This window comes from Streptomyces sp. HUAS 31 (assembly GCF_028198125.1).
In the GTDB taxonomy this organism is placed as follows: Bacteria; Actinomycetota; Actinomycetes; order Streptomycetales; family Streptomycetaceae; genus Streptomyces; species Streptomyces chartreusis.
Genome location: NZ_CP116353.1, coordinates 8,242,636 through 8,268,291 on the forward strand (window position 1 = coordinate 8,242,636; position 25,656 = coordinate 8,268,291).

The following is a 25,656-nucleotide window of genomic DNA, read 5'->3' on the forward strand; positions in this document are numbered from 1 at the left end:
ATCGGTCTCGCTCTGGGGATACTCACAGCATGTCTGCCGAGTACGCGACCTTCGGCCTGGCACCGGCGATGCGTGCCGGTGGCGTCCTCGCCAACGGTGACTTCCAGGTGCACCGGGACTTCGTGGACTTCATCGTCGACGGACGCCCGCTGCTGTTCCAGCTCTCCGACCTCGACGCCGTCTCCCCGCTCGCCTCCGACGTCCCGCCCGCCATCTTCACCGCACAGGTCCGCAGCCTGCTCCTGGAGGCGGAACCCCCGCTGCCGGGCGGGCGGTACGTGATCTACGGCTGCCCCGAATGCGCGGACCTCGCCTGCGGCGCCGTCACCGCGGTCATCGACAAGGAGGACGACGACTACATCTGGCAGGACTTCGCCTGGCAGACCGACGAACACGCCGACCTGGAGCTCAACGGCTACCACGGCATCGGCCCCTTCCGCTTCCAGGGTGCCGAGTACCGCGCGGCCCTTGGCGCCCTGCTCCAGGGGACCGCTGAGGCACCCCGCCGCCGGGTGCTCCTCATCGGCGCCCGCGTCGCCCTCCTCGCCAAGCTCGCCGCCGCCCTGCGCACCATCGGCATCGGCGCCGACATCACCCACGAACTCGGCGACGTCCCCGCCGACGAACTGCGTGCCTACGGCGCCGTCGCCTTCGGCCGCGGCATCGGCGGGGAACAGCGCGCCGCCGTACGCCGCGCCTTCACCGACGCCGGGGTGGAGGTGGCGTACGTCGACGGCCTCGCGCCGATCGTGCCGCTGCTCGTGGCGCAGATCGAACACGCCCTGGACCGCAGCCCCGTCGAACAGCGCCGCCTGACCCGGCTCGTCGCCGCCGACGGCGAGGCCGGCGTCGAGGTCACCTCGCCCTGCCGGGTACGCCTGACCGCGTACCGCCTCGACCGCCTCTACCGCACCCACACCCACGAGGTCTTCGACGGCATCCTGGAAGCGGGCCGGCACCGCATCGCGCTGGACGCCAAGGCGGTGAAGGGGGAGTCGTTCGTCGTGGCGAGGACGTCCGGGAGCGTGCTGGTGGAGGCCATGGCGAGATGAAACGAAGGTGCCCGGGGCCCGCCGGGGCGATTAGGATCGCCCTCTGTGACTGCCACCCTCGTCGCCAAGAACCTCGCCGCCGGCCACGGTGACCGCTCCCTGTTCAGCGGGCTCGACCTCGTCGTCGCGCCCGGAGACGTGATCGGCCTGGTCGGGGCCAACGGCGCGGGCAAGTCCACGCTGCTGCGCCTGCTCGCCGGGCTGACCGCGCCGGAGGACGGCGAGCTGCGGCTGTCCCCGCCGACCGCGACCGTCGGTCACCTCCCGCAGGAACCGGAGCGGCGCCCCGGCGAGACCGTACGGCAGTTCCTGGCCCGCCGCACCGGAGTCGCCGAGGCCCAGCGGACCATGGACGAGGCGACCCAGGCCCTCGTGGACGGGGCGCCGGGCGCCGACGACGCGTACGCCACGAGCCTGGAGCGCTGGCTGGACCTGGGTGGCGCCGACCTCGACGAGCGGGCGGAGGAGACCGCCGACTCGCTGGGCCTCGCCGTGGACCTGGACCAGCCGATGACCTCGCTGTCCGGCGGTCAGGCGGCCCGCGCCGGACTGGCCTCGCTGCTGCTGTCGCGCTACGACGTCTTCCTGCTGGACGAGCCGACCAACGACCTCGACCTCGACGGCCTGGAACGCCTGGAGGCGTTCGTCTCCGGCCTGCGCGCCGGCACGGTCGTCGTCAGCCACGACCGCGAGTTCCTCACCCGCACGGTCACCAAGGTCCTCGAACTCGACCTCGCCCAGCGGCAGATCAACCTCTACGGCGGCGGCTACGAGGCCTACCTCGAAGAGCGCGACGTGGCCCGCCGGCACGCCCGCGACGACTACGAGGAGTACGCCGACAAGAGGGCCGCCCTCCAGGACCGGGCTCAGATGCAGCGCTCCTGGATGGACAAGGGCGTAAAGAACGCCCGGCGCAAGGCGAGCAACGACAACGACAAGATCGGCCGCAAGTTCCGCAGCGAGGCCAGCGAGAAGCAGGCCGCCAAGGCCCGCCAGACCCAGCGCATGATCGAGCGCCTGGACGTCGTCGAGGAGCCCCGCAAGGAGTGGGAACTGCGCATGGAGATCGCCTCGGCGCCCCGCTCGGGCGCCGTGGTCGCGACCCTGCGCGACGCCGAGGTACGACGCGGCGGCTTCACCCTCGGCCCGGTCTCCCTCCAGATCGACTGGGCGGACCGCGTGGCCGTCACCGGCGCCAACGGCGCGGGCAAGTCCACGCTGCTGGGCGCCCTGCTGGGCCGCGTCCCGCTGACCGCGGGCCAGGCGTCGCTCGGCTCCGGCGTGCTGATCGGCGAGGTCGACCAGGCCCGCCGGCTGTTCCACGGCGAGGAGTCCCTGCTGGACGCCTTCTGCGCGGCCGTCCCCGACACCGAACCGGTCGAAGTCCGCACCCTCCTGGCCAAGTTCGGTCTGAAGCGCGATCACGTCCTGCGCTCCGCCGGCACCCTCTCGCCGGGCGAGCGGACCCGCGCCGCCCTCGCCCTCCTCCAGGGCAGGGGCGTCAACCTCCTGGTCCTGGACGAGCCCACCAACCATCTCGACCTGCCGGCCATCGAGCAGCTGGAGTCGGCCCTGGACGCCTACGAGGGCACACTGCTCCTGGTCACCCACGACCGGCGCATGCTCGACGCGGTCCATGTCACCCGCCGCCTGGACGTCGCCGACGGCAAGGTGACCGAACGCTAGGACGCCCCGTCGCCCCACACGCGAAAGGGCCCGGCCCCTCCGAGTCGTACCGGAGGGGCCGGGCCCTTTGTCACGTCGGCGTCCCTTTCGGGGGTCGGGTCAGCGCTTGCCCTTCTTCGGGTCGAGCAGACCCGCGCGGCGCAGCGCGTCGGCCATGGCGCTGTTGGCCGGCGGCGGCGCCTGGCGGGAGCCGCCACTGCCCTGACGGGAACCTCCTGCGCCGCCTCCGCCGCGGCCCTGCCGCTGCTGCGGCGGGCGCCCGCCGCGCTGCCTGCGCTCGCCGCCGCCCCCGCCCTGCTGGCCCTGACCGGCGGCCTCGTCGTCGAGGCGGAGCGTCAGGGAGATCCGCTTGCGCGGGATGTCGACGTCGAGGACCTTCACCTTGACGATGTCACCGGGCTTCACGACGTCCCGCGGGTCCTTCACGAACGTCTTCGACAGTGCGGAGACGTGCGCGAGACCGTCCTGGTGGACACCGACGTCGATGAACGCGCCGAACGCCGCCACGTTCGTCACGACGCCCTCCAGGACCATCCCGGACGTCAGGTCGGAGATCTTCTCCACGCCCTCCTTGAAGGTGGCCGTCTTGAAGGCGGGACGCGGGTCGCGTCCGGGCTTCTCCAGCTCCTTGAGGATGTCCGAGACGGTCGGCAGACCGAACGTCTCGTCCACGAACTCGTTCGGCTTCAGCGAGCGCAGCACGCCCGTGTTGCCGATGAGCGCGGCCACCTCCTGGCCCGACGTCTTCACCATGCGCCGTACCACCGGATAGGCCTCCGGGTGCACGCTGGATGCGTCCAGCGGGTCGTCGCCGCCGCGGATGCGCAGGAAGCCCGCGCACTGCTCGTATGCCTTCGGGCCGAGCCGCGCCACGTTCTTCAGCTGCGAGCGGGACATGAACGGGCCGTTGGTGTCCCGGTGGGACACGATGTTCTCGGCGAGCCCGGAGGTGATGCCGGAGACGCGGGCGAGCAGCGGCGCGGAGGCGGTGTTGACGTCGACCCCGACGCCGTTCACACAGTCCTCCACCACCGCGTCAAGCGAGCGCGACAGCTTCACCTCGGACAGGTCGTGCTGGTACTGGCCGACGCCGATCGACTTCGGGTCGATCTTCACCAGCTCGGCCAGCGGGTCCTGGAGCCGGCGGGCGATCGAGACGGCACCGCGCAGCGACACGTCCATGTCGGGCAGTTCCTGGGAGGCGAAAGCGGACGCCGAGTACACCGAGGCGCCGGCCTCGGACACCATCACCTTGGTGAGCTTCAACTCGGGGTGCTTGGTGATGAGTTCACCGGCGAGCTTGTCGGTCTCGCGGGACGCCGTGCCGTTGCCGATCGCGATCAGCTCGACCGCGTGCTCCTTCGCCAGGCGCGCCAGCTTGGCGATCGCCTCGTCCCACTTGTTCGCCGGGACGTGCGGGTGGATGACGTCCGTCGCGACGACCTTGCCGGTGGCGTCGACGACGGCGACCTTGACGCCCGTGCGGAAACCGGGGTCCAGGCCCAGCGTCGAGCGCGTGCCTGCCGGGGCGGCGAGCAGCAGGTCGCGGAGGTTCTTCGCGAACACGTCGACCGCCTCGTCCTCGGCGGCGGTGCGCAGCCGCAGCCTGAGGTCGATGCCGAGGTGCACCAGGATCCGGGTCCGCCAGGCCCAGCGGACCGTGTCCGTCAGCCACTTGTCGGCGGGACGCCCGCGGTCGGCGATCTGGAACTTGTGGGCGACGATCCCCTCGTACGACGAAGGACCGTCGGTCTGCTCCTCGGGCTCCAGGACGAGGTCGAGGACCTCCTCCTTCTCGCCGCGCAGCATCGCCAGGATGCGGTGCGAGGGCAGATCCGTGAACGGCTCGGCGAAGTCGAAGTAGTCGGCGAACTTCGCGCCCGCCTCCTCCTTGCCCTCGCGGACCTTCGCGGCCAGCCGCCCGCGCACCCACATGCGCTCACGCAGCTCGCCGATGAGGTCGGCGTCCTCCGAGAACCGCTCCGTCAGGATCGCCCGGGCGCCGTCCAGGGCGGCCTGCGGATCGGCCACGCCCTTGTCGGCGTCCACGAACGCGGCGGCCGCGGCCAGCGGCTCGACCGTCGCGTCACCGAGCAGCCCGTCGGCCAGCGGCTCAAGGCCGGCCTCGCGGGCGATCTGCGCCTTGGTCCGCCGCTTGGGCTTGTACGGCAGATAGATGTCCTCGAGCCGTGCCTTGGTCTCGGCGCCGTGGATCCGGGCCTGAAGCTCCTCGGTCAGCTTGCCCTGCTCGCGCACCGAGTCGAGGATCGCCGTCCGCCGCTCCTCCAGCTCACGCAGATAGCGCAGCCGCTCCTCGAGCGTGCGCAGCTGCGCGTCGTCGAGCATCTCGGTCGCTTCCTTGCGGTAGCGGGCGATGAAAGGCACCGTCGAACCGCCGTCGAGCAGCTCCACGGCAGCCTTCACCTGCCGCTCCCGTACGCCGAGCTCCGCGGCGATCCTGCCTTCGATGGACCCTACGAGGGGTGTCGTCACGATCCCGTCCCGCCTTCTCACTGAGGTTGCGCGGCAATTGTGGCAGGTGACACCGACAACCGGGGATCAGGGCACCAACCCGGCCCGTCGCGGCGGGACGGAATCAGACACGGCGGCTGCGGGTGCTGCTCGAAGCACCGCCGAACAGCCGCGCCAGAGCCCGGAACGGCAGTGTCACGACGGTGGCTATGGCGCCGCCGATCTGGCGTATTACGTCTGCGATTGCGCGAAGCACGTGGTTCACCTTTCCTCTCGCGGCCGGGTACGGCCGACGCAGGACCGGGTACCGCGCCCTGGGCCCGTTATGCGGCACGGGCCCCACGCGTATCGACCGCCGCTCCGCTCACGCCTTGCCGAGCAGATCCGCCGGGAAGGCCCCCGCCGTCACCACGGCCCCCGCGAACCCGGCACCGAGCTCGGTCAGCCGCGTGACGCCCTCCGCCCCGAGGTGCTCGTACGGCGCCCGGTCCAGGCGGTCCGTCTCGGACTCGATCTCCTTGCGCAAGGCAGTGCCCTGATCCGTCAGTTCACCGCCCGCGTCCAGCAGGCCGCGCTCGCGCAGGCGCTCCGACGCCGCGTACCAGTCCTCCTGCGTCCAACCGCGCGTGGAGAAGATCCACTTCGGCGTCATGCCCTTGCCGGTCGCCGTGTGCGTCACCACCGCCTCCAGCCCGTCGAGCCCGGCAGCCATCAGCACGGCGAGATGCCCGTCGCCCCGGTGCTCACGCAGCAGCGTCGTGGCATGGAAGTACGCCAGATGCGGCTCCTCGGGCACCGGCAGATCCGCGTGTGCCGAGTACAACGGCCGGGCGCTGCGCGAACACGCCTCGGTCGCCCGCAGCGCGAGCTGCGCGGCCTCCGTCATCTCCGCCGACGCCAGGGCCTCCTCGCCGAGCAGCCGCCGCAGCGCCGAGTCGACGGCACGCACGCGTGCCGCGAGCACGTCCTCGGGCGAGGCGATCGCCCACACGGCGGGGACGTGCCGGGCGACCAGCTCGTGCTTGTAGTTGTAGAACGTCGCCGTCACCGCGCCCGCGCCGACCGGCCCCAGGGCGGCGGCCCGTACCGCGAAGTTGACGGCCCTCGGGTGCGTGATCCCGAGAGCGGCCAGTTCCCTGCCCAGCTCGGGAGCGAAGTACGACGTCGCGTGCAGGGAGTTGAGCATGTTGTGGCAGCGGCGGCCGGCACGGGGCTCAAGGGCGGCAGTAGTCATGCCCGGCAGGTTACCAACCGCTTGGTACGTTGCTCCGGTCCGTGCACACGATGGCAGGAAAGGTGGGGAGCCCGTCATTGCGGCCACCCCCTGGGCGCCGAAGAATTGAAGGCATGGCGCAGCGAACCGTTCTCTTCGTACTCTTCGACGCGGTGCAGAGCCTCGACGTCACCGGCCCGCTCGAGGTCTTCATGGGGGCCGAGCAGCACGTTCCGGGCACGTACCGCATCCGCACCGCCTCCCTGGACGGCGCTCCCGTACGCACCTCCAGCGGCCTGACCCTCGTACCGGACCAGGCCCTCGACGGCCCGCTCGACGCGCACACCCTCGTCGTCCCCGGCGGCCAGGGCACCCGCACCCCGGACCCCGCCCTGGTCGGCTGGCTGCGCGAGCACGGCCCCCGCGCCGAGCGGCTGGTCTCCGTCTGCACCGGCGCGATCCTGCTCGCCGCCGCGGGCCTGCTGGACGGCCGCCGCGCCACGACCCACTGGGCGTACTGCGACAAGCTCGCCCGCGACCACCCGGACGTCGAGGTCGACCCGGACCCCATCTATGTGCGCGACGGACATGTGGCCACCTCCGCCGGTGTGACCTCCGGCATCGACCTCGCCCTCGCCCTGGTCGAGGAGGACCTGGGCCGGGAAGTGGCCCTCGGTATCGCTCGCCACCTCGTCGTCTTCCTGCGCCGGCCCGGGAACCAGGCCCAGTTCAGCGCCCAGCTCGCCGCCCAGACCGCCCAGCGAGAGCCGCTGCGGGACGTCCAGCGCTGGATCACCGAGCATCCCGACGCCGACCTCACCGTCGAGTCCCTCGCCACCCGCGCGAGCCTCTCACCGCGCCACTTCGCCCGTGCCTTCCAGACCGAGACCGGCATGACCCCCGGCCGGTACGTCGACCGGGTCCGCCTCGAACACGCCCGCCGGCTCCTGGAGGACACCTCCGACGGCATCGAGGAGATCTCCCGGGCCAGCGGCTACGGCACCCCGGAAGCCATGCGCCGGGCCTTCGTCAGGGCCCTCGGCGCCGCCCCGGCCGAGTACCGCCGCCGGTTCCGCCCGGCACCGGCCCGCTGAACCCACCGACCGTGCGGAACCGCCACCGAAAGACCGAGCAGAACAGCGACCGAAAGGCAGGCCCATGCAGATCGCGATGGCCCTCTACGACCGATTCACCGCCCTCGACATCGTGGGGCCCTACGAGGCACTGAGCCGGCTCCCGGACGCGGAGGTGGTCTTCGTCGCCGAGACCGCGGGACCCGTGCGGGCCGACACCGGGTTCCTGGCCATCACGGCCGACAAGGCCCTCTCCGACGTGCCGAGTCCCGACATCGTCGTGGTGCCGGGCGGCCCCGGGACCTTCGCCCAGATCGAGAACGAGACCTTCCTGGACTGGCTGCGGACCGCCGACGGCACGAGCACCTGGACGACCTCAGTCTGCACCGGCTCGCTGCTCCTCGCCGCCGCCGGCCTCCTCGACGGCCGCCGCGCCACGACCCACTGGCTCACCCTCGACTTCCTTGCGCAGTACGGCGCCGAGCCCACGGGTGAGCGGGTCGTGCCCGACGGCAAGTACGTCACCGCCGCCGGTGTCTCCTCCGGCATCGACATGGGCCTGACCCTGGTCGGGAAGATCGCCGGCGACGAGCACGCGCAGGCCGTGCAGCTGCTGACCGAGTACGACCCGCAGCCGCCCTACGACGCCGGATCGCCGGACAAGGCGCCCGCGCACCTCGTCGAGGAGTTCCGCACGAACAGCAGGTTCAGCCTGGCGTAGGCACGTTCCAGGTGAACCGGGGCTGTCTGCGCTCCAGGAACGCGGCGACCCCCTCCGCGGTGTCGCCGCTTGCGCGCGCCTGCTGCGTCCAGTGGGCGTCACGGTCCGTGCGCCCGTTCGCGAACTCCTTCGCCGCGGCCTGCGTCAGCTGTGAGCGCGACGCCAGGATCCGGGTGAAGTCCGCCACCCGCTTGCCGAGTTCGCCCTCCGGCAGCACCTCGTCCACCAGGCCCGTCCGCAGCGCCCGCGCCGCGTCGATCAACTCGCCCGAGAACAGCAGGTACTTGGCCGCGGCCGGACCCACCAGCGACACCAGCCGCCGGGTGGAGGACGCCGGATACACGATCCCGAGCTTCGCCGGCGTCACCCCGAACAGCGACCCCTCCTCGGCGAACCGCAGATCACAGGCCGCCGCCAGCTGCGAACCACCGCCCACACAGTGCCCCTGGATCGCGGCCAGCGTCGGCTTCGGGAACGCCGCCAGCGCCTCCTCGGCGGCAACGGCCAGCTCCTGCGCCTCCTGCGGCGACCCCCGCAGCGTGGAGATGTCGGCGCCCGCGCAGAACGTCCCGCCCTCACCGGTCAGCACCAGCACCCGTACGGCGGGGTCGGCGGCCAGTGTGTCCAGCAGCGGGGGCAGCGCGCGCCACATCGCGGCCGTCATCGCGTTGCGCTTGGCCGGATGGTGGACGACGACGGTGGCCACCGAGTCCGTGACCTCGTGCAGCAGCTGGGGCTCCATGCGGCGGATGCTATCCGCTTGCGCCGAACGGCCGATCACGAAGGGCCATGAAGTCGATCACGACCCAGGGTTCGAAGAGGGGCAGCAGGACACGAACGATCCAGGAGGCGCCGATGGCAAGGTCCACCAAGCCCAAGGGCCAGGCGGCGAAGCTCCAGCGCGGCTTCGGCCTGCTCGCCGCCCTCGGCGTACTGCTCGTCATCGGCGGCCTGATCGGGCTCCTGTACACCGCCTTCGCGACCCTGACGACGATGCTGCTGTTCGGCTGGCTGCTGCTGGTCGGCGGGCTCGTCGGGCTGCTGCACGCGGTCCAGGCGCGCGGCACCAACTTCTTCTGGCTCGGCGTGGTGGTCGCGGCACTGAACATCGCGGCCGGCGTGGTGGTGATCCGCAGACCGGAGGCGACGGCCGAGGCGCTGGCCATGTTCGGAGCCCTGCTGTTCCTGACGGGCGGGCTGTTCCGGCTGGCCGGCAGCCTGGTGGTGCGCGGGCCGCAGATGGGCTGGACCCTGCTCCAGGGCGCCTTCGACCTGTTCCTCGGCATCCTGGTGCTGAGCACCTGGCCCAGCAGCCGCTATGTGATGGGCACGCTCTTCTCTCTCGCCCTGCTCTTCGACGGGCTCGGCCTGCTCGCGACCGGCTTCGGCGGCCGCCGGATCGTCGGCATGGTCTCCGAGGGTGCCGGCAAACCCGTACAACCCGAATAGTTCCCCAAGGTTGCACCAGCTGCACAGGAGCGGTCCCACAACTGACCGCGTCATACGCCAACGGTCAGAAACGCTCGATATCTGCTGACTTCTGTTCAGTTCAACGGTCCGGACCTGCGCGTTACCAACACTCGAGTTGTGGTGACAATCGAGCGCGAGGGTGGCGACCGGACGATGGAGAACCACGGGCGCGGGTCCGGCCCACGCCCAGCAGACGGCGCGAACGAGCCCGTCGATCCGCGGCCGCCGAATGCCCTGCCTTACGAGGGCGTCTGGAGGTTCACCGCCCCCGCGGTGGACGCCTCTGTCCCGCAGGCCCGGCACGCCGTCCGGGACCTGCTGTACCGCCAGGGCGTGCCGGTCTCGGACGACCTCGTCCAGGGGCTGCTGCTGATCGTCTCGGAGCTGGTCACGAACGCCGTCCGGCACGCGGCGCTGCTGTCGCCGATGCTCGCCGTGGAGGTCGCCGTCGGCGCCGAGTGGTTGCGGGTGTCCGTGGAGGACAACCACCCCTACCGCCCGACCGCCCTGGAGGCCGACCACGGCCAGACGGGCGGCCGGGGACTGCTCCTGGTGCGCGAGGTGGCCCGGGAGGCGGGCGGTGTGTGCGACGTCGAGCACACGGCGAGCGGCGGCAAGGTGATCTGGGCCGCCGTGCCGCTCAAGCCCGTGCACGTGCCCTAGGGGGTGTCCGCCGGACCGTCCCGCGTCCGCAGGACACCCCCGGGACGGTCACCAGCCGGCCGACGGGCCCGTCAGCTCACGGATCGCGGGACGGGCCGAGTCCAGCACCGTCATGAACCACGCCGAGAAGGTGTCCTTCGCGTGGCGCTCGGCCAGCTCGGCCGGCGTCACGAAGGCCGTCCCGCCGACCTCCTCCGGGTCCGGGCGCAGTGCGGACTGCACCATGCCGACGAAGAGGTGGTTGTACTCCTGCTCCACCAGACCCGAGTCCGGGTCCGGGTGGTTGTAGCGGACGGTGCCCGCCTCGGCGAGCAGCGACGGGGAGACGCCGAGCTCCTCGAACGTCCGCCGGGCCGCGGCCGCGAACGGGGCCTCACCGGGGTAGGGGTGGCCGCAGCAGGTGTTGGACCAGACGCCGGGGGAGTGGTACTTGCCGAGTGCGCGCTGCTGGAGCAGCAGCCGGCCCTGCTCGTCGAAGAGGAAGACCGAGAAGGCGCGGTGCAGCTGTCCCGGCGGCTGATGGGCGGCGAGCTTCTCCGCGGTGCCGATCGTCACACCGTTCTCGTCGACGAGCTCCAGCAAAATCGCGTCAGCGGTGCCGTTCGACGGACTGTGCGTCGTGGTGGCAGGTGTGATCGGCATACCCATCCTTCACATCGGTCTTGCGCCCCAAGTGTGCCGTACTCGTACGGCACTCCCGGCAGTTGATCGTGCCCGGCGCGGCGGGCACGGAACCGTCGGAGAGGGGGCTGTGAGCTTGAGGACGCGACGGACCACCGGAAAGCTGCATTCCGCCCGTACTGACGTCTTGTCGGACCGTACGGTTGTTTCAGTGGTGTCCATGAGGCGCGTGCGTCAGTGGCAGAGCCGGGCCTCGTGCTCGGCGTGCCCGATCGGCTCCAGCTGGAACGTGCAGTGCTCCACGTCGAAGTGATCGCCGAGGCAGCCCTGGAGCTCGTGCAGCATCTTCTCGTGGCCGATCGCGTTCAGTACGTCGAAGCGGACCACCACATGGGCCGACAGGACCGGCATGCCGGACGTGATCGTCCAGGCGTGCAGATCATGGACGTCCTCGACACCGTCCAGGGCGAGTATGTGGGCCCGAACCTGGGCCATGTCGACGTCCTTGGGGGCCGACTCCAGCAGGACGTCGAGGGTCTCGCGCAGCAGCTTCAGGGTGCGGGGCACGATCATGACGCCGATGAGCAACGAGGCGATCGGGTCGGCCGCCTGCCAGCCCGTGGTGAGGATCACCGCGGCGGAGATCAGCACCGTGAGCGAGCCCAGGGTGTCGGCGGCGACCTCCAGGAAGGCGCCGCGCACGTTCAGGCTCTCCTTCTGGCCCCGCATCAGCAGCGTGAGCGAGATCATGTTCGCGACCAGGCCGATCGCACCGAACACGATCATCAGGCCGCCCTCGGTCTGAGCGGGCGTGAAGAACCGCTGGATCGCCTCGTAGAGGACGTAACCGCCGACGCCCAGCAGGAGCAGACAGTTGGCGAGCGCGGCGAGGATCTCCGCGCGGGCGTAGCCGAAGGTGCGGTTGGTGCTCGCCGGAAGGTTCGCGAAGTGGATCGCGAGGAGGGCCATGCCCAGTCCCAGCGCGTCCGTCGCCATGTGTGCCGCGTCGGCGATCAGGGCCAGTGAGTCCGCGAGGACGCCGCCGACGATCTGGACCACCATGACGCCGAGCGTGATCGCCAGCGCGACGCGCAGCCTCCCGCGGTACGCGGCGGCCGCGGTACCTGTCGGGGGCGCGTGCGAGTGCCCGTGCCCGTGGTCGTGTCCAGCCCCCATGAAAAGCCGCCCTTCGGTGTCCGCCGGACGATCGGAATTTCCGTCCCGGGATCACAGTGAACTACGGGTGGGGGGTATCCGGCAACGCGGCACTGAACACCGTTGTCATGTGCCCTGACCTGCGGAAACGATCCGCAGGTCAGGCTGCTTCGCATGATCAGCGGCCGTGGTGCCGCTGCCATCCCGCCCACGCCGACTCGACCATCTCGCGTACCCCGCGCCGTGCCGTCCAGCCGAGCTGCTCGGCGGCGAGCGCGGCCGAGGCGACCGCCCGCGGGGCGTCCCCGGGGCGCCGGGGCTCGACGACGGCGGGGCGCCGGTCGCCGCTCACCTCGCCGATCACGGTGATCAGCTCGCGCACCGAGACGCCCTCGCCGCTGCCGATGTTGACCGTCAGATCGCCGCCCGCGTCCGGCTCGCCGAGCCGCCGGGCCGCCGCCAGATGCGCCTCGGCGAGATCGGCGACGTGGATGTAGTCACGGACACAGGTGCCGTCCGGCGTCGGATAGTCGTCGCCGAAGATCCGCGGGGCCTCACCGCGGGTGAGCCGGTCGAAGACCATGGGGACGATGTTGAAGACGCCCGTGTCGGCCAGCTCGGGCGAGGCGGCGCCGGCGACGTTGAAATAGCGCAGACAAACGGTGGAGATCCCGTGTGCCCGGCCGGCCGCGCGCACCAGCCACTCCCCGGCGAGCTTGGTCTCGCCGTAGGGGTTCACCGGCGCGCACTCGGTGTCCTCCGTGATGAGGTCCACATCCGGGTTGCCGTAGACGGCGGCGGACGACGAGAACAGGAACCGCTTGATGCCCGCCTCGGCGACCGCCTCCAGGAGCGTGGTGAGACCGCCCACGTTCTCCCGGTAGTAGCGCGTGGGCTGCGCCACGGACTCACCGACCTGCTTGCGGGCCGCGAGATGCACCACACCCGTCACCGAGTGCTCCGCGAACACCCGCTTCAGCAGGTCACCGTCCAGCGAGGAGCCCTCGACGAGCGGGACATCCTCCGGGAGCCGCGCGGGATACCCGGCCGAGAGGTCGTCCAGTACGAGCACGCGTTCCCCGGCACCGGTCATGGCCCGCGCCACATGTGCCCCGATGTAGCCGGCTCCGCCTGTGATCAGCCATGTCATGGTCGCCCACCCTATGCGCAGCTTTTCGCGCGCTGCGCAATGTCTTCGATGCCCCGTTCTGTGCGCTCGGGTTTGTGGGCGGACCCCGGAATCCCTGATGATGATCGCGGCGGAGGTCCGGGCAAACCACGTTGATCGCTTCGCCAAACGGCCGGTGAACGTTGGCTTCCAATCATCCGATAGCCTCTGCCGACACATCGCCCGGCCGCCCCGCCGACAGGCGCTGCCACCCACGTACACGACCGGCGCGGACATGCCGGCACCCAGGGAGTGAGTTCGGTTGTCGACCGCCATCCTCACCGGTCAGCCGGTCCCCGGCTCGTCGATCGAGGGCGATCTGCGGTCCCTCGGCTACGACGTGCGGGTCGCCGCGGACGCGGCCGAGACCGAAACGCTCCTCGCCCAGGTACCCGGTGATCAGCGCGTCGCCCTCGTCGACGCCCGCTTCGTCGGCCACCAGCACGCGCTGCGCCTCGGTCTGACCGACCCGCGCTTCCCGCTGGTGGCGATCCCGGGAGCCATGACCGCGCAGGCGGCCGGCCGGCAGGCCCTGACCCGGGCGATGGCCCGCGAGAACTCCTCGGGCGGGGCAGCCGAGTTCTCGGCGTCACCGGAGCAGGCAGGCGCCACCGTCGCCGTGGACAGCCTCGCCGACCGCATCGTCGTCGCGCTCGACGACGACGGCACCGACGTCCACCGCCCCGAGCTCGGCAGCCTGGTCGCCGCCGTACCGGCCGACCCGCAGGCCCGCAACGAGGCGCGGCAGGCCGTCGCGTCCGTCGACGACGAGGCCGTACGCCTGAAGTCGGCCGTCAAGGCCCGCGACGGCTTCTTCACGACCTATTGCATCAGCCCCTACTCCCGCTACATCGCCCGCTGGTGCGCCCGCCGGGGCCTGACCCCCAACCAGGTCACCACCGCCTCCCTGATCACCGCGCTCATCGCGGCGGGCTGCGCGGCCACCGGCACCCGGCCCGGGTTCGTCGCGGCCGGCCTGCTGCTGATCTTCTCCTTCGTCCTGGACTGCACGGACGGCCAGCTCGCCCGCTACTCCCTGCAGTACTCCACGCTCGGCGCCTGGCTCGACGCCACCTTCGACCGGGCCAAGGAGTACGCCTACTACGCGGGCCTCGCCCTCGGCGCGGCCCGCGGCGGCGACGACGTATGGGCCCTCGCCCTCGGCGCGATGGTCCTGCAGACCTGCCGGCACGTCGTGGACTTCTCCTTCAACGAGGCCAACCACGACGCCACCGCCAACACCAGCCCCACGGCCGCCCTCTCCGACAAGCTCGACAGCGTCGGCTGGACGGTCTGGGTGCGCCGGATGATCGTCCTGCCGATCGGCGAGCGCTGGGCGATGATCGCGATCCTGACGGCGTTCACGACACCGCGCATCACCTTCTACGCCCTGCTCGTCGGCTGCGCGTTCGCCGCCACGTACACGACGGCCGGCCGCGTGCTGCGCTCCCTGACCCGCAAGGCCCGCCGCACCGACCGGGCCGCCGAGGCCCTCGCCGACCTCGCGGACTCCGGCCCGCTCGCCCAGGGCCTCGCGGGTGCCCTGAGGAGCCGGGCGCGGCGACTGCCGGCCTTCGCCGTCCCCGCCGTGGCCCTGCTCGGCGGCGCCGTCGTCGTCGCGACGGCCGCGCTCACCGACTTCGGCGGGCCCTGGCCGGTGGTGGCCGCGCTGGTGTACACCGTGACCTCGGCCCTGGCCGTCGCCCGGCCGCTCAAGGGCGCCCTCGACTGGCTGGTCCCGCCGTTCTTCCGGGCCGCCGAGTACGGCACCGTCCTTGCGCTCGCGGTTAAAGCTGAGGTAAACGGAGTGCTTCCGGCGGCTTTCGGCCTGGTGGCCGCCGTCGCCTACCATCACTACGACACGGTGTACCGCATCCGCGGCAACGCCGGAGCGCCCCCGGCCTGGCTGGTGCGCGCCATTGGGGGGCACGAAGGGCGGACGCTGCTCGTCACCGTCCTCGCCGCGGTGCTCTCCGCCTCGCAGTTCAAGGTCGCGCTCACGGTCCTCGCCGTGGCCGTGGCGCTCGTGGTGCTCGTCGAGAGCATCCGCTTCTGGGTGTCCTCCGGGGCGCCCGCCGTACACGATGAAGGAGAACCCGCATGATCGGCCTCGTGCTGGCAGCCGGCGCCGGACGGCGTCTGCGCCCCTACACCGACAGCCTTCCCAAGGCTCTGGTGCCGGTGGGTCCTGCGGGTATAGAGGGCGAGCCCACGGTCCTCGACCTCACGCTCGCCAACTTCGCCGAGATCGGGCTGACCGAGGTCGCCGTCATCGTCGGCTACCGCAAGGAAGCGGTGTACGAGCGCAAGGCCGCGCTGGAGGCGAAGTACGGCCTCAAGCTGACCCTCATCGACAACGACAAGGCCGAGGAGTGGAACAACGCCTACTCCCTGTGGTGCGGCCGTGACGCCCTCAAGGACGGGGTGATCCTCGCCAACGGCGACACCGTGCACCCGGTCTCCGTCGAGAAGACGCTGCTCGCCGCCCGCGGTGACGGCAAGAAGATCATCCTCGCCCTGGACACGGTGAAGAGCCTCGCCGACGAGGAGATGAAGGTCGTCGTCGACCCCGCCAAGGGCATGACGAAGATCACCAAGCTGATGGACCCCGCCGAGGCCACCGGTGAGTACATCGGCGTCACCCTCATCGAGGGCGACGCCGCCCCCGAGCTGGCCGACGCCCTGAAGGCGGTGTGGGAGACCGACCCGCAGCAGTTCTACGAGCACGGCTACCAGGAGCTCGTGAACCGCGGCTTCCGCATCGACGTGGCGCCGATCGGCGACGTCAAGTGGGTGGAGATCGACAACCACGACGACCTCGCCCGGGGACGGGAGATCGCATGCCAGTACTGACCCGGCTGATCCCCTCGCCGGTCGTCGTCGACATCCGCCCGGGTGCTCTCGACGACCTGGCGGGTGTGCTCGCCGACGAGCGGATCTCGCACTCCGGCAAGCTGGCCGTCGCGGTCAGCAACGGCTCCGGTGCCCGGCTCAAGGAGCGGCTCGCTCCCGCACTGCCCGGCGCCTCCTGGTACGAGGTCGGCGGCGGCACCCTCGACGACGCGATCCGGCTGGCCGGCGACATAAAGGCAGGCCACTACGACGCCGTCGTCGGGCTCGGCGGCGGCAAGATCATCGACTGCGCCAAGTTCGCCGCGGCGCGCGTCGGCCTGCCGCTGGTCGCCGTACCGACGAACCTCGCGCACGACGGCCTGTGCTCGCCGGTCGCCACCCTCGACAACGACGCCGGACGCGGCTCCTACGGTGTGCCGAACCCGATCGCCGTCGTCATCGACCTCGACGTCATCCGCGACGCCCCCGTGCGCTTCGTCCGGGCCGGCATCGGTGACGCCGTCTCCAACATCTCCGCCATCGCGGACTGGGAGCTGGCCAACCGGGTCAAGGGCGAGAAGATCGACGGCCTCGCCGCCGCGATCGCCCGGCAGGCCGGCGAGGCAGTGCTGCGCCACCCCGGCGGCATCGGGGACACCGACTTCCTCCAGGTGCTGGCCGAGGCGCTGGTGCTCAGCGGCATCGCCATGTCGGTGTCGGGTGACTCCCGTCCGTCCTCCGGCGCGTGCCACGAGATCAACCACGCCTTCGATCTGCTGTACCCGCGGCGCGCCGCCGCCCACGGCGAGCAGTGCGGGCTCGGCGCGGCCTTCGCGATGTACCTGCGCGGAGCCCACGAGGAGTCGGCCTACATGGCCGAGGTACTGCGCCGGCACGGCCTGCCGGTACTGCCGGAGGAGATCGGCTTCTCGGACGACGAGTTCGTCCGCGCGGTGGAGTTCGCTCCGCAGACCCGGCCCGGCCGCTACACGATCCTCGAACACCTCGACCTGACAACCGACCAGATCAAGGACATCTACGCCGACTATGTCAAGGCCATCGGTAGCTGAACTCCGCCCCGTCGTTCACCCCGCGGGGGTGAAGGACCGGCGCAGCGGTGAGCACTGGATGGGACGCCTCTACATGCGCGAGGTGTCCCTGCGGGTCGACCGCTACCTGGTGAACACCAGGGTCACGCCCAACCAGCTCACGTACCTGATGACCGTCTTCGGTGTACTCGCGGCCCCGGCGCTCCTGGTGCCGGGGATCCCGGGGGCCGTGCTGGGCGTGGTGTGCGTCCAGATGTATCTGCTCCTCGACTGCGTCGACGGCGAGATCGCGCGCTGGAAGAAGCAGTACTCCCTCAACGGCGTCTACCTCGACCGCGTCGGCGCGTACCTCACCGACGCCGCCGTCCTCGTCGGCTTCGGCCTGCGCGCCGCCGACCCGTGGGGCAGCGGCCGTATCGACTGGCTGTGGGCCTTCCTCGGCACGCTGGCCGCGCTGGGCGCAATCCTGATCAAGGCCGAGACCGACCTCGTCGGCGTCGCCCGCCACCAGGCCGGCAAGCCCCCGGTCCAGGAGTCGGCGTCCGAGATGCGCTCCTCCGGCATGGCGATGGCCCGCAAGGCCGCCGCCCTGCTGAAGTTCCACCGCCTGATCCTCGGCATCGAGGCCTCGCTGCTCATCCTGGTCCTGGCGATCGCCGACCAGGTCCGCGGCGACCTGTTCTTCTCCCGGCTCGGCGTCGCCGTGCTCGCCGGCATCGCGCTGCTCCAGACCCTGCTGCACCTCGTGTCCATCCTCGCCTCCAGCAGGCTGAAGTGAACGGCATGAAAGTCGGCGCGGTGATCATCACCATGGGCAACCGCCCCGACGAGCTGCGCGCCCTGCTCGACTCCGTCGCCAAGCAGGACGGCGACGCGGTCGAGGTCGTCGTGGTCGGCAACGGCTCCCCGGTGCCCGACGTCCCCGAGGGCGTGCGGACCATCGAGCTGCCCGAGAACCTCGGCATCCCCGGCGGGCGCAACGTCGGCATCGAGGCCTTCGGCCCGAGCGGCCGTGACGTCGACATATTGCTCTTCCTCGACGACGACGGCCTCCTCGCCCACCACGACACCGCCGAGCTGTGCCGCGAGGCATTCTCGACCGACCCGAAGCTCGGCATCGTCAGCTTCCGCATCGCTGACCCCGAGACCGGTGTCACCCAACGCCGCCACGTCCCCCGGCTGCGCGCCTCCGACCCGATGCGCTCCTCCCGGGTCACCACCTTCCTCGGCGGCGCCAACGCCGTGCGCACCCAGGTCTTCGCCGAGGTCGGCGGGCTTCCGGACGAATTCTTCTACGCCCACGAGGAAACCGACCTGGCATGGCGGGCCCTCGACGCGGGCTGGATGATCGACTACCGGTCGGACATGGTGCTGTACCACCCGACGACCGCGCCCTCGCGGCACGCGGTCTACCACCGCATGGTCGCCCGCAACCGCGTCTGGCTGGCCCGCCGCAACCTCCCCGCCCCCCTTGTCCCGGTCTATCTCGGCGTCTGGCTGCTTCTCACCCTGGCCCGGCGCCCCTCCCGCCCCGCTCTGCGAGCATGGTTCGGCGGATTCCGGGAAGGCTGGACCACTTCGTGCGGCCCCCGCAGGCCCATGAAGTGGCGTACGGTGTGGCGGCTGACTCGACTGGGCCGACCACCCGTCATCTGACAGGCTCGACCCTGAGAGCGACCGGGCCCGACGGCCCCAGGTTCATGCCAGACCCGCACAGTCTGCGCATCTCGAAGACGAAAGTTTCAACTGGTGAGTGAGACAACGCACGACGGCTCGGTCGCGGTGAGCGCGCCGCCGTCGCCCGACGAGGGACTCACGGCGTCCCAGCTGGCCGCCAAGTACGGGCTCGCTGTGAGCGGCGCCCGGCCCTCGCTGTTCGAGTACGTCCGCCAGCTCTGGGACCGGCGGCACTTCATCCTCGCGTTCTCGCGGGCGAAGCTGACCGCCCAGTACAGCCAGGCGAAGCTCGGCCAGATCTGGCAGGTGGCCACCCCGCTGCTGAACGCGGCCGTGTACTTCTTCATCTTCGGCGTGATCCTCGAGGCCGACCGGGGCATGCCCCGCGAGGTGTACATCCCGTTCCTGGTCACGGGCGTCTTCGTGTTCACCTTCACGCAGAGCTCGGTGATGGCGGGCGTCCGCGCGATCTCGGGCAACCTGGGCCTGGTGCGCGCGCTGCACTTCCCGCGTGCCTCCCTCCCGATCTCCTTCGCGCTCCAGCAGCTCCAGCAACTGCTGTACTCGATGATCGTGCTGTTCGTCGTGGCGATCGGCTTCGGCAGCTACCCGAAGCTGAGCTGGGTGCTGATCCTGCCGGTGCTGGCCCTGCAGTTCCTGTTCAACACCGGCCTCGCCCTGATCATGGCCCGCGCCGGCTCGAAGACCCCGGACCTGGCCCAGCTGATGCCGTTCGTGATGCGTACGTGGATGTACGCGTCCGGCGTGATGTTCTCCATCCCGGTCATGCTGAAGGACAAGCCGGAGTGGATCGCCACCGTCCTGCAGTGGAACCCGGCCGCGGTCTACATGGACCTGATGCGCTTCGCCATGATCGACGGCTACGGCTCCTCGAACCTGCCCGACCACGTCTGGGCGGCGGCGGCCGGCTGGGCCGTGCTGTTCGCGGTCGGCGGCTTCGTGTACTTCTGGAAGGCGGAGGAGAGGTACGGCCGTGGCTGAGCAGAGGACGGATGCGCACATCCCCACCGTCATCGCGGACGAGCTCCACATCGTCTACCGCGTCAACGGCGCCAAGTCCGGCAAGGGCAGCGCCACCGCGGCCCTCAGCCGCATCGTCAAGCGCGGCGAGGAGCGGGGCGTACGCAAGGTGCACGCCGTGCGTGGCGTCTCCTTCATCGCCTACCGGGGCGAGGCCATCGGCCTGATCGGCTCCAACGGCTCCGGCAAGTCCACCCTGCTGCGTGCCATCGCCGGCCTGCTCCCGCCGGAGAGCGGCAAGGTCTACACCGACGGCCAGCCCTCCCTGCTCGGCGTGAACGCGGCCCTGATGAACGACCTCACCGGCGAGCGCAACGTCATATTGGGCGGGCTCGCCATGGGCATGACCCGCGAGCAGATCAAGGAGCGCTACCAGGGGATCGTCGACTTCTCCGGCATCAACGAGAAGGGCGACTTCATCACCCTGCCCATGCGCACCTACTCGTCCGGCATGGCGGCCCGGCTGCGCTTCTCCATCGCGGCGGCCAAGGACCACGACGTCCTCATGATCGACGAGGCGCTGGCCACCGGCGACCGCAAGTTCCAGAAGCGCTCCGAGGACCGCATCCGTGAGCTGCGCAAGGAAGCCGGCACGGTGTTCCTGGTCAGCCACAACAACAAGTCGATCCGCGACACCTGCAACCGTGTGCTGTGGCTGGAACGTGGCGAGCTGCGCATGGACGGACCGACGGACGAGGTCCTCAAGGAGTACGAGAAGTTCACGGGCAAGTAGTCCACCCGGACATGGGCCGTGCGGCCCAGCAAGCTTCCCGGGGCCCCGCCGGAACTGCACCGGCGGGGCCCGCGTCTGCAAAGGAAACGTCAACTCCGGCCAACGCCAGGAATCTTGACGCCAATCGGTGTGTTGTTGTGATGTGCAGGACACCCTCACGGGCCACGCTGCGTTGTACAACGTAAGCTGTAGCGGTACCGAAACGCGGCAAGTGGGGCGATAAGGCGCGACACCCTCCCTCCGGGCTGCGGCGCGGACAGCCGGGCGGCGTGTCCGAAATAGTGTGCATTGGGTCAGCGGTGTAGAACGGGAGATGTGACGGCAATGGCTACGGAAACTCCCCAGCTCAACGCACCCGCCTGCGCCGTCCCCGCCCCGGGCAGTCCACGGTGAAGGGAACCGGCGCGCGCCCTGACGATCCGGCGCGCGGCACGCTCGACAAGGCCGCCGCGGAGAACTTCCCCGTGGCGCCGTTCTTCCTGCCCAGGGCCTGGCGCGACGACCTGATGGCCGTCTACGGCTTCGCCCGCCTCGTCGACGACATCGGCGACGGCGATCTCGCCCCCGGCGGTGCCGACGCCCGCCTGCTCGGCGTGTCGCCCGAGTCGGCCGAGGACCGTCTTGTCCTGCTCGACGCCTTCGAGGCCGACCTGCGCCGCGTCTTCGACGGCACCCCCCGCCACCCCCTGCTGCGCCGCCTCCAGCCGACGGTCCGCCGCTGCTCGCTGACCCCCGAGCCGTTCCTCGGCCTGATCGCCGCCAACCGCCAGGACCAACTCGTCGGGCGCTACGAGACCTACGACGATCTGCTTGCCTACTGCGAACTGTCCGCCAACCCCGTCGGCCGACTCGTCCTCGCCGTCACCGGTACGGCCACACCCGAGCGGATCCGCCGCTCCGACGCGGTGTGCACGGCGCTCCAGATCGTCGAGCACCTCCAGGACGTCGCCGAGGACCTCGGCCGTGACCGGATCTATCTGCCCGCGGCGGACATGAAACGCTTTCACGTCGACGAAACCGATCTCGGGGCGAAAACGGCGGGCGCATCGGTGCGCGCACTGGTTGCATACGAAGCCGAACGTGCCCGGAACCTCCTGAATGAAGGCACCCCCCTGGTGGGTAGCGTCCACGGCAGGCTCAAGCTGCTGCTGGCGGGTTTCGTGGCGGGGGGAAGGGCGGCGATCGGCGCGATCGCCGCCGCCGAATACGACGTACTGCCGGGCCCGCCCAAGGCCAGCAAGCTCCGACTGCTGCGCGAGGTGGGCGTGACTCTGCGAGGAGAGGGGTGATCCGGACCGTGGAGTCTGCACCACACGCGTCCGCACCGGTACTCGCCGCCTACAGCTACTGCGAGGCCGTCACCGGACAGCAGGCACGGAACTTCGCCTACGGCATCCGGCTGCTGCCCACGCCCAAGCGGCGGGCGATGTCGGCGCTGTACGCGTTCTCGCGCCGCGTCGACGACATCGGCGACGGCGCCCTGAGCGGCGACGTCAAGATCGCGAGGCTGGAGGACACCCGGGAACTGCTGACCCGGATCCGCGAGCACGAGGTCGACGAGGACGACACCGACCCCGTGGCCGTCGCGCTCGCCCATGCCGCCGACGCCTTCCCGATCCCGCTCGGCGGACTGGACGAGCTGATCGACGGCGTCCTGATGGACGTACGCGGCGAGACCTACGAGACCTGGGACGACCTGAAGGTCTACTGCCGCTGCGTGGCGGGCGCCATCGGCCGTCTGTCGCTCGGTGTGTTCGGCACCGAACCGGCCGCCCGCGGCGTCGAGCGCGCGTCGGAGTACGCGGACACGCTCGGCCTGGCGCTGCAGCTGACCAACATCCTGCGTGACGTCCGCGAGGACGCCGAGGGAGGGCGCACCTATCTGCCCTCCGACGACCTCGCCAAATTCGGCTGCTCGGCCGGCTTCAGCGGGCCGACCCCACCGGAGGGCTCCGACTTCGCGGGCCTCGTGCACTTCGAAGTGCGACGGGCCCGCGCCCTTTTCGCCGAGGGCTACCGGCTGCTCCCCATGCTCGACCGGCGCAGCGGTGCGTGCGTCGCCGCCATGGCCGGCATCTACCGCCGTCTGCTGGACCGCATCGAGCGCGACCCGGAGGCCGTGCTGCGCGGCCGGGTCTCCCTGCCCGGACGCGAGAAGGCGTACGTCGCCGTGCGCGGTCTGTCCGGTCTCGACGCCCGGCATGTCACCCGAACCGTCAGGAGGCGTGCCTGATGGACATTTCGGCCCAAGGTGATGCCACCGGGGAAAAGTGGCAGGCAACCCTCCGCCGTCATGCGGCGTCCCTGACTGAGACGACCGGCGGTACACCGTTGAACCATCGGCACGGCGGTCGCGCAGGGGAGGGTGCACGATGACCGACGGCACGCGGCCGGACGGGTCGCTCGCGGACATCCCGGGACGGGCCGGGAGGGACGCCGTCGTGATCGGCGGCGGGCTCGCCGGCATCACCGCCGCGCTCGCACTCGCCGACGCGGGCGTCCGCGTCACCCTCATCGAGGGCAGGCCGAGGCTGGGCGGCCTGGCCTTCTCCTTCCAGCGCGGCGATCTGACCGTCGACAACGGACAGCACGTCTACCTGCGCTGCTGCACCGCCTACCGCTGGTTCCTCGACCGGATCGAGGGGACGGCGCTGGCGCCGCTCCAGGACCGGCTCGACGTACCCGTGGTCGACGTCGACAAGCCCGAGGGCCGACGGCTCGGCAGACTGCGGCGCGACGCGCTGCCCGTGCCCCTGCACCTGGGCCGGAGCCTGGCGACATATCCGCATCTCTCCCTCGCCGAACGCGCCAGGGTCGGGCGTGCCGCGCTCGCGCTCAAGGGGCTCGACCTCGCCGATCCGACCCTGGACACCCAGGACTTCGGCAGCTGGCTGACCGCGCACGGTCAGTCGGCGCGTGCCGTCGAGGCCCTGTGGGACCTGGTCGGGGTCGCCACTCTCAACGCGGTCGCGGGCGACGCCTCGCTGGGGCTCGCCGCGATGGTGTTCAAGACCGGTCTGCTGTCCGACCCGGGCGCCGCCGACATCGGATGGGCGCACGTCCCGCTGGGCGAACTGCATGACCGGCTGGCCCGCAAGGCGCTCGACACCGCGGGCGTCCGTACCGAGGTCCGTACACGCGTCACCTCCATCTCCTCTGACGAGAACGGACGTTGGAGCGTTCAGGTTCCCGGCGAGACGCTCCGGGCGGACGCGGTCGTGCTCGCCGTTGCCCAGCGCGAGGCGTACGACCTGCTGCCCGGCGGTGCTCTCGACGCCCCCGAACAGCTCCTGGAGATCGGCACCGCGCCGATCCTCAACGTCCATGTCGTCTACGACCGCAAGGTGCTGAGCACGCCGTTCCTCACGGCCCTGGGCAGCCCCCTCCAGTGGGTGTTCGACCGCACCGACGCCTCCGGGCTCAAGGACGGCCAGTACCTCGCCGTCTCCCAGTCGGCGGCCCAGGACGAGATCGACGAACCCGTGGCCACCCTGCGTGAGCGGTATCTGCCGGAGCTGGAGCGGCTGTTGCCCGGGGCGCGCGGAGCCCGGGTGCAGGACTTCTTCGTGACCAGGGAGCGCACGGCGACGTTCGCCCCCACCCCCGGCGTCGGGCGGCTGCGGCCCGGCGCCCGCACCAAGGCATCCGGCCTGTACCTGGCCGGCGCGTGGACCGCCACAGGGTGGCCCGCGACCATGGAGAGTGCGGTCCGCAGCGGCGTGAGTGCGGCCGAAGCCGCGCTGAGCGCTCTGGGCCGGCCTCGCCCCAGCCACCTCTTCGACGTCGAGGAGGCGGCGTGATGCTGAACGAGCAGTCGGCGGCAGGCCCCCGCACCCCCCGTAGCGCAACAAGAGGAGAGAACGTGCCCACTGTGCCCCCGGCCGAGAAGGCCGCTGAAGAGACCGCGGTGTCGGTGACCGCGCTCCTGGAGCGCGGTAGGACCCTGACCACACCGGTCCTGCGTGCGGCCGTCGACCGCCTGGCTCCTCCCATGGACACCGTCTCCGCCTACCACTTCGGCTGGATCGACGCCGACGGCAGGCCCACGGCCGGCGACGGCGGCAAGGCCGTACGTCCCGCCCTCGCCCTGCTCTCCGCCGAGGTCACCGGCGCCGCGCCCGAGGTCGGCATCCCCGGCGCCGTCGCCGTCGAGCTGGTCCACAACTTCTCCCTGCTGCACGACGACCTGATGGACGGCGACGAGCAGCGCCGCCACCGCGACACGGTCTGGAAGGTGCACGGCCCCGCCCAGGCCATCCTCGTCGGTGACGCCATGTTCGCGCTGGCCAACGAGGTGCTGCTGGAGCTCGGCACCGTCGAGGCCGGCCGCGCCACCCGCCGGCTGACCACCGCCACCCGCGCCCTGATCGACGGTCAGGCCCAGGACATCTCCTACGAGCACCGCGACCGCGTCGGCGTCGAGGAGTGCCTGGAGATGGAGGGCAACAAGACCGGCGCCCTGCTCGCCAGCGCCAGCTCCATCGGCGCGGTGCTCGCCGGGGCGGACGACCACACGGCCGACACCCTGGAGAAGTACGGCTACCACCTGGGGCTCGCCTTCCAGGCCGTCGACGACCTCCTCGGCATCTGGGGCGACCCGGTCTCCACCGGCAAGCAGACCTGGAGCGACCTGCGCCAGCGCAAGAAGTCCCTGCCGGTCGTGGCCGCGCTCGCGGCGGGCGGCCCCGCCTCCGAGCGGCTCGGCGAGATCCTCGCCGCGGACGCCAAGAGCAGCGACTTCGAGAACTTCTCCGAGGAGGAGTTCGCCGCCCGTGCCGCCCTCATCGAGGAGGCGGGCGGCCGCGAGTGGACCGCCGAGGAGGCGCGCCGCCAGCACGCGGTCGCCGTCGAGGCCCTGGACGCCGTCGACATGCCCGACCGGGTGCGGGCGCAGTTCACGGCGCTCGCCGACTTCGTCGTCGTACGAAAGAGATGATCACCACCGGGCGAAAAGAGATGATCAGTATCGGTCGAATAGCCCTCGCGTAGTCGCCGGCCGGTGTCGCTGGAAGAAGCGCACCGGCCGACGG

25 protein-coding genes are annotated in these 25,656 nt (G+C 71.1%); 18 read left to right on the top strand and 7 right to left on the bottom strand.

The features are described from left to right. The first annotated feature begins 29 nt into the window (after positions 1–29). A complete protein-coding gene (locus PGH47_RS36455) occupies positions 30–1,052 on the top strand; it encodes an oxidoreductase (protein ID WP_125525326.1) in 1,023 nt (340 codons plus the stop codon). Between the two features lie 45 nt (positions 1,053–1,097). Next, positions 1,098–2,738 carry an ABC-F family ATP-binding cassette domain-containing protein gene (locus tag PGH47_RS36460; protein WP_271666973.1) on the top strand — a complete coding sequence of 547 codons (1,641 nt, stop codon included), beginning with the start codon at positions 1,098–1,100 and terminating at the stop codon, positions 2,736–2,738. 99 nt (positions 2,739–2,837) lie between these two features. Here PGH47_RS36460 and PGH47_RS36465 read toward each other — a convergent pair whose 3' ends face one another. From PGH47_RS36465 to PGH47_RS36475, 3 genes are all read right to left on the bottom strand, one after another. Further along, positions 2,838–5,231: a Tex family protein gene (locus PGH47_RS36465; RefSeq protein WP_271666974.1), complete on the bottom strand. Its 2,394-nt coding sequence runs from the start codon at positions 5,229–5,231 to the stop codon at positions 2,838–2,840. Between the two features lie 103 nt (positions 5,232–5,334). Further along, on the bottom strand, positions 5,335–5,466 hold the full coding sequence (locus tag PGH47_RS36470; protein ID WP_271666975.1) for an LPFR motif small protein: 132 nt from the start codon (positions 5,464–5,466) through the stop codon (positions 5,335–5,337). A gap of 108 nt (positions 5,467–5,574) precedes the next feature. Next, positions 5,575–6,444 carry an SCO6745 family protein gene (locus PGH47_RS36475; protein ID WP_271666976.1) on the bottom strand — a complete coding sequence of 290 codons (870 nt, stop codon included), beginning with the start codon at positions 6,442–6,444 and terminating at the stop codon, positions 5,575–5,577. Positions 6,445–6,557: 113 nt separating this feature from the next. Between PGH47_RS36475 and PGH47_RS36480 the strand changes: the two genes are divergently transcribed. Together PGH47_RS36480 and PGH47_RS36485 are read left to right on the top strand one after the other, a co-directional pair. Beyond that, complete coding sequence (locus PGH47_RS36480; RefSeq protein ID WP_271666977.1) at positions 6,558–7,517, top strand: GlxA family transcriptional regulator; 960 nt, start codon at positions 6,558–6,560, stop codon at positions 7,515–7,517. A 64-nt stretch (positions 7,518–7,581) separates the two neighbouring features. Then, the gene (locus PGH47_RS36485) at positions 7,582–8,217 is read left to right on the top strand and encodes a DJ-1/PfpI family protein (RefSeq protein ID WP_271666978.1); all 636 of its coding nucleotides are present in this window, start codon (positions 7,582–7,584) and stop codon (positions 8,215–8,217) included. Here PGH47_RS36485 and PGH47_RS36490 read toward each other — a convergent pair. Further along, entirely contained in the window at positions 8,204–8,959 is a 756-nt protein-coding gene (locus PGH47_RS36490) for an enoyl-CoA hydratase/isomerase family protein (RefSeq protein ID WP_271666979.1), read from the bottom strand. The genes PGH47_RS36485 and PGH47_RS36490 overlap by 14 nt on opposite strands. A gap of 113 nt (positions 8,960–9,072) precedes the next feature. Between PGH47_RS36490 and PGH47_RS36495 the strand changes: the two genes are divergently transcribed. Beyond that, entirely contained in the window at positions 9,073–9,666 is a 594-nt protein-coding gene (locus tag PGH47_RS36495) for an HdeD family acid-resistance protein (RefSeq protein ID WP_271666980.1), read from the top strand. A gap of 174 nt (positions 9,667–9,840) precedes the next feature. Beyond that, on the top strand, positions 9,841–10,350 hold the full coding sequence (locus PGH47_RS36500; RefSeq protein ID WP_125525340.1) for an ATP-binding protein: 510 nt from the start codon (positions 9,841–9,843) through the stop codon (positions 10,348–10,350). Positions 10,351–10,398: 48 nt separating this feature from the next. On the opposite strand, the gene idi is transcribed toward PGH47_RS36500, so the two are convergent. The 3 genes from idi to galE form a co-directional block, all read right to left on the bottom strand. After that, on the bottom strand, positions 10,399–10,992 hold the full coding sequence (gene idi / locus PGH47_RS36505) for an isopentenyl-diphosphate Delta-isomerase (protein ID WP_271666981.1): 594 nt from the start codon (positions 10,990–10,992) through the stop codon (positions 10,399–10,401). 213 nt (positions 10,993–11,205) lie between these two features. Continuing rightward, on the bottom strand, positions 11,206–12,147 hold the full coding sequence (locus PGH47_RS36510; protein ID WP_271666982.1) for a cation diffusion facilitator family transporter: 942 nt from the start codon (positions 12,145–12,147) through the stop codon (positions 11,206–11,208). 157 nt (positions 12,148–12,304) lie between these two features. Continuing rightward, positions 12,305–13,276, bottom strand: a complete 972-nt coding sequence (galE, locus tag PGH47_RS36515) for a UDP-glucose 4-epimerase GalE (protein ID WP_271666983.1) — start codon at positions 13,274–13,276, stop codon at positions 12,305–12,307. Between the two features lie 280 nt (positions 13,277–13,556). Here galE and PGH47_RS36520 point away from each other — a divergent pair, with 280 nt between their 5' ends. The 12 genes from PGH47_RS36520 (at position 13,557) to PGH47_RS36575 (ending at position 25,562) form a co-directional block, all read left to right on the top strand. Next, entirely contained in the window at positions 13,557–15,398 is a 1,842-nt protein-coding gene (locus PGH47_RS36520) for a DUF5941 domain-containing protein (protein ID WP_271666984.1), read from the top strand. Beyond that, the gene (locus PGH47_RS36525; RefSeq protein ID WP_030950985.1) at positions 15,395–16,147 is read left to right on the top strand and encodes a phosphocholine cytidylyltransferase family protein; all 753 of its coding nucleotides are present in this window, start codon (positions 15,395–15,397) and stop codon (positions 16,145–16,147) included. The genes PGH47_RS36520 and PGH47_RS36525 overlap by 4 nt, the downstream gene beginning before the upstream one ends. After that, on the top strand, positions 16,135–17,196 hold the full coding sequence (locus PGH47_RS36530; protein ID WP_269638813.1) for an iron-containing alcohol dehydrogenase family protein: 1,062 nt from the start codon (positions 16,135–16,137) through the stop codon (positions 17,194–17,196). The genes PGH47_RS36525 and PGH47_RS36530 overlap by 13 nt, the downstream gene beginning before the upstream one ends. Beyond that, positions 17,174–17,953, top strand: a complete 780-nt coding sequence (locus tag PGH47_RS36535; protein ID WP_271666985.1) for a CDP-alcohol phosphatidyltransferase family protein — start codon at positions 17,174–17,176, stop codon at positions 17,951–17,953. Before PGH47_RS36530 ends, PGH47_RS36535 begins: the two co-directional genes overlap by 23 nt. Positions 17,954–17,958: 5 nt before the next feature. Continuing rightward, a complete protein-coding gene (locus PGH47_RS36540) occupies positions 17,959–18,831 on the top strand; it encodes a glycosyltransferase family 2 protein (RefSeq protein ID WP_126898869.1) in 873 nt (290 codons plus the stop codon). Positions 18,832–18,924: 93 nt separating this feature from the next. Continuing rightward, on the top strand, positions 18,925–19,854 hold the full coding sequence (locus PGH47_RS36545) for an ABC transporter permease (protein WP_271666986.1): 930 nt from the start codon (positions 18,925–18,927) through the stop codon (positions 19,852–19,854). Beyond that, positions 19,847–20,626 carry an ABC transporter ATP-binding protein gene (locus PGH47_RS36550; protein WP_107908264.1) on the top strand — a complete coding sequence of 260 codons (780 nt, stop codon included), beginning with the start codon at positions 19,847–19,849 and terminating at the stop codon, positions 20,624–20,626. The genes PGH47_RS36545 and PGH47_RS36550 overlap by 8 nt, the downstream gene beginning before the upstream one ends. Positions 20,627–21,015: 389 nt before the next feature. Next, positions 21,016–21,915: a squalene synthase HpnC gene (gene hpnC, locus PGH47_RS36555; RefSeq protein WP_271666987.1), complete on the top strand. Its 900-nt coding sequence runs from the start codon at positions 21,016–21,018 to the stop codon at positions 21,913–21,915. Beyond that, positions 21,912–22,859, top strand: coding sequence for a presqualene diphosphate synthase HpnD (gene hpnD, locus PGH47_RS36560; RefSeq protein ID WP_271666988.1), 948 nt, complete (start codon positions 21,912–21,914; stop codon positions 22,857–22,859). Before hpnC ends, hpnD begins: the two co-directional genes overlap by 4 nt. Continuing rightward, positions 22,859–23,002 carry a DUF6380 family protein gene (locus PGH47_RS36565; RefSeq protein WP_271666989.1) on the top strand — a complete coding sequence of 48 codons (144 nt, stop codon included), beginning with the start codon at positions 22,859–22,861 and terminating at the stop codon, positions 23,000–23,002. The genes hpnD and PGH47_RS36565 overlap by 1 nt, the downstream gene beginning before the upstream one ends. Beyond that, positions 22,999–24,426, top strand: coding sequence for a hydroxysqualene dehydroxylase HpnE (gene hpnE / locus PGH47_RS36570; RefSeq protein ID WP_271666990.1), 1,428 nt, complete (start codon positions 22,999–23,001; stop codon positions 24,424–24,426). Before PGH47_RS36565 ends, hpnE begins: the two co-directional genes overlap by 4 nt. Then, positions 24,426–25,562, top strand: coding sequence for a polyprenyl synthetase family protein (locus PGH47_RS36575; RefSeq protein ID WP_271666991.1), 1,137 nt, complete (start codon positions 24,426–24,428; stop codon positions 25,560–25,562). Before hpnE ends, PGH47_RS36575 begins: the two co-directional genes overlap by 1 nt. Positions 25,563–25,656 lie beyond the last annotated feature (94 nt).

Excerpts from the sequence above, each read along its gene's own strand:
- PGH47_RS36455 (WP_125525326.1), top strand. The coding sequence starts at position 30 with ATGTCTGCCGAGTACGCGACCTTCGGCCTGGCACCGGCGATGCGTGCC.
- PGH47_RS36475 (WP_271666976.1), bottom strand. The coding sequence starts at position 6,444 with ATGACTACTGCCGCCCTTGAGCCCCGTGCCGGCCGCCGCTGCCACAAC.
- PGH47_RS36480 (WP_271666977.1), top strand. The coding sequence starts at position 6,558 with ATGGCGCAGCGAACCGTTCTCTTCGTACTCTTCGACGCGGTGCAGAGC.
- PGH47_RS36485 (WP_271666978.1), top strand. The coding sequence starts at position 7,582 with ATGCAGATCGCGATGGCCCTCTACGACCGATTCACCGCCCTCGACATC.
- PGH47_RS36490 (WP_271666979.1), bottom strand. The coding sequence starts at position 8,959 with ATGGAGCCCCAGCTGCTGCACGAGGTCACGGACTCGGTGGCCACCGTC.
- PGH47_RS36495 (WP_271666980.1), top strand. The coding sequence starts at position 9,073 with ATGGCAAGGTCCACCAAGCCCAAGGGCCAGGCGGCGAAGCTCCAGCGC.
- PGH47_RS36500 (WP_125525340.1), top strand. The coding sequence starts at position 9,841 with ATGGAGAACCACGGGCGCGGGTCCGGCCCACGCCCAGCAGACGGCGCG.
- idi (WP_271666981.1), bottom strand. The coding sequence starts at position 10,992 with ATGCCGATCACACCTGCCACCACGACGCACAGTCCGTCGAACGGCACC.
- PGH47_RS36510 (WP_271666982.1), bottom strand. The coding sequence starts at position 12,147 with ATGGGGGCTGGACACGACCACGGGCACGGGCACTCGCACGCGCCCCCG.
- galE (WP_271666983.1), bottom strand. The coding sequence starts at position 13,276 with ATGACATGGCTGATCACAGGCGGAGCCGGCTACATCGGGGCACATGTG.
- PGH47_RS36525 (WP_030950985.1), top strand. The coding sequence starts at position 15,395 with ATGATCGGCCTCGTGCTGGCAGCCGGCGCCGGACGGCGTCTGCGCCCC.
- PGH47_RS36530 (WP_269638813.1), top strand. The coding sequence starts at position 16,135 with ATGCCAGTACTGACCCGGCTGATCCCCTCGCCGGTCGTCGTCGACATC.
- PGH47_RS36535 (WP_271666985.1), top strand. The coding sequence starts at position 17,174 with ATGTCAAGGCCATCGGTAGCTGAACTCCGCCCCGTCGTTCACCCCGCG.
- PGH47_RS36540 (WP_126898869.1), top strand. The coding sequence starts at position 17,959 with ATGAAAGTCGGCGCGGTGATCATCACCATGGGCAACCGCCCCGACGAG.
- PGH47_RS36565 (WP_271666989.1), top strand. The coding sequence starts at position 22,859 with ATGGACATTTCGGCCCAAGGTGATGCCACCGGGGAAAAGTGGCAGGCA.
- hpnE (WP_271666990.1), top strand. The coding sequence starts at position 22,999 with ATGACCGACGGCACGCGGCCGGACGGGTCGCTCGCGGACATCCCGGGA.
- PGH47_RS36575 (WP_271666991.1), top strand. The coding sequence starts at position 24,426 with ATGCTGAACGAGCAGTCGGCGGCAGGCCCCCGCACCCCCCGTAGCGCA.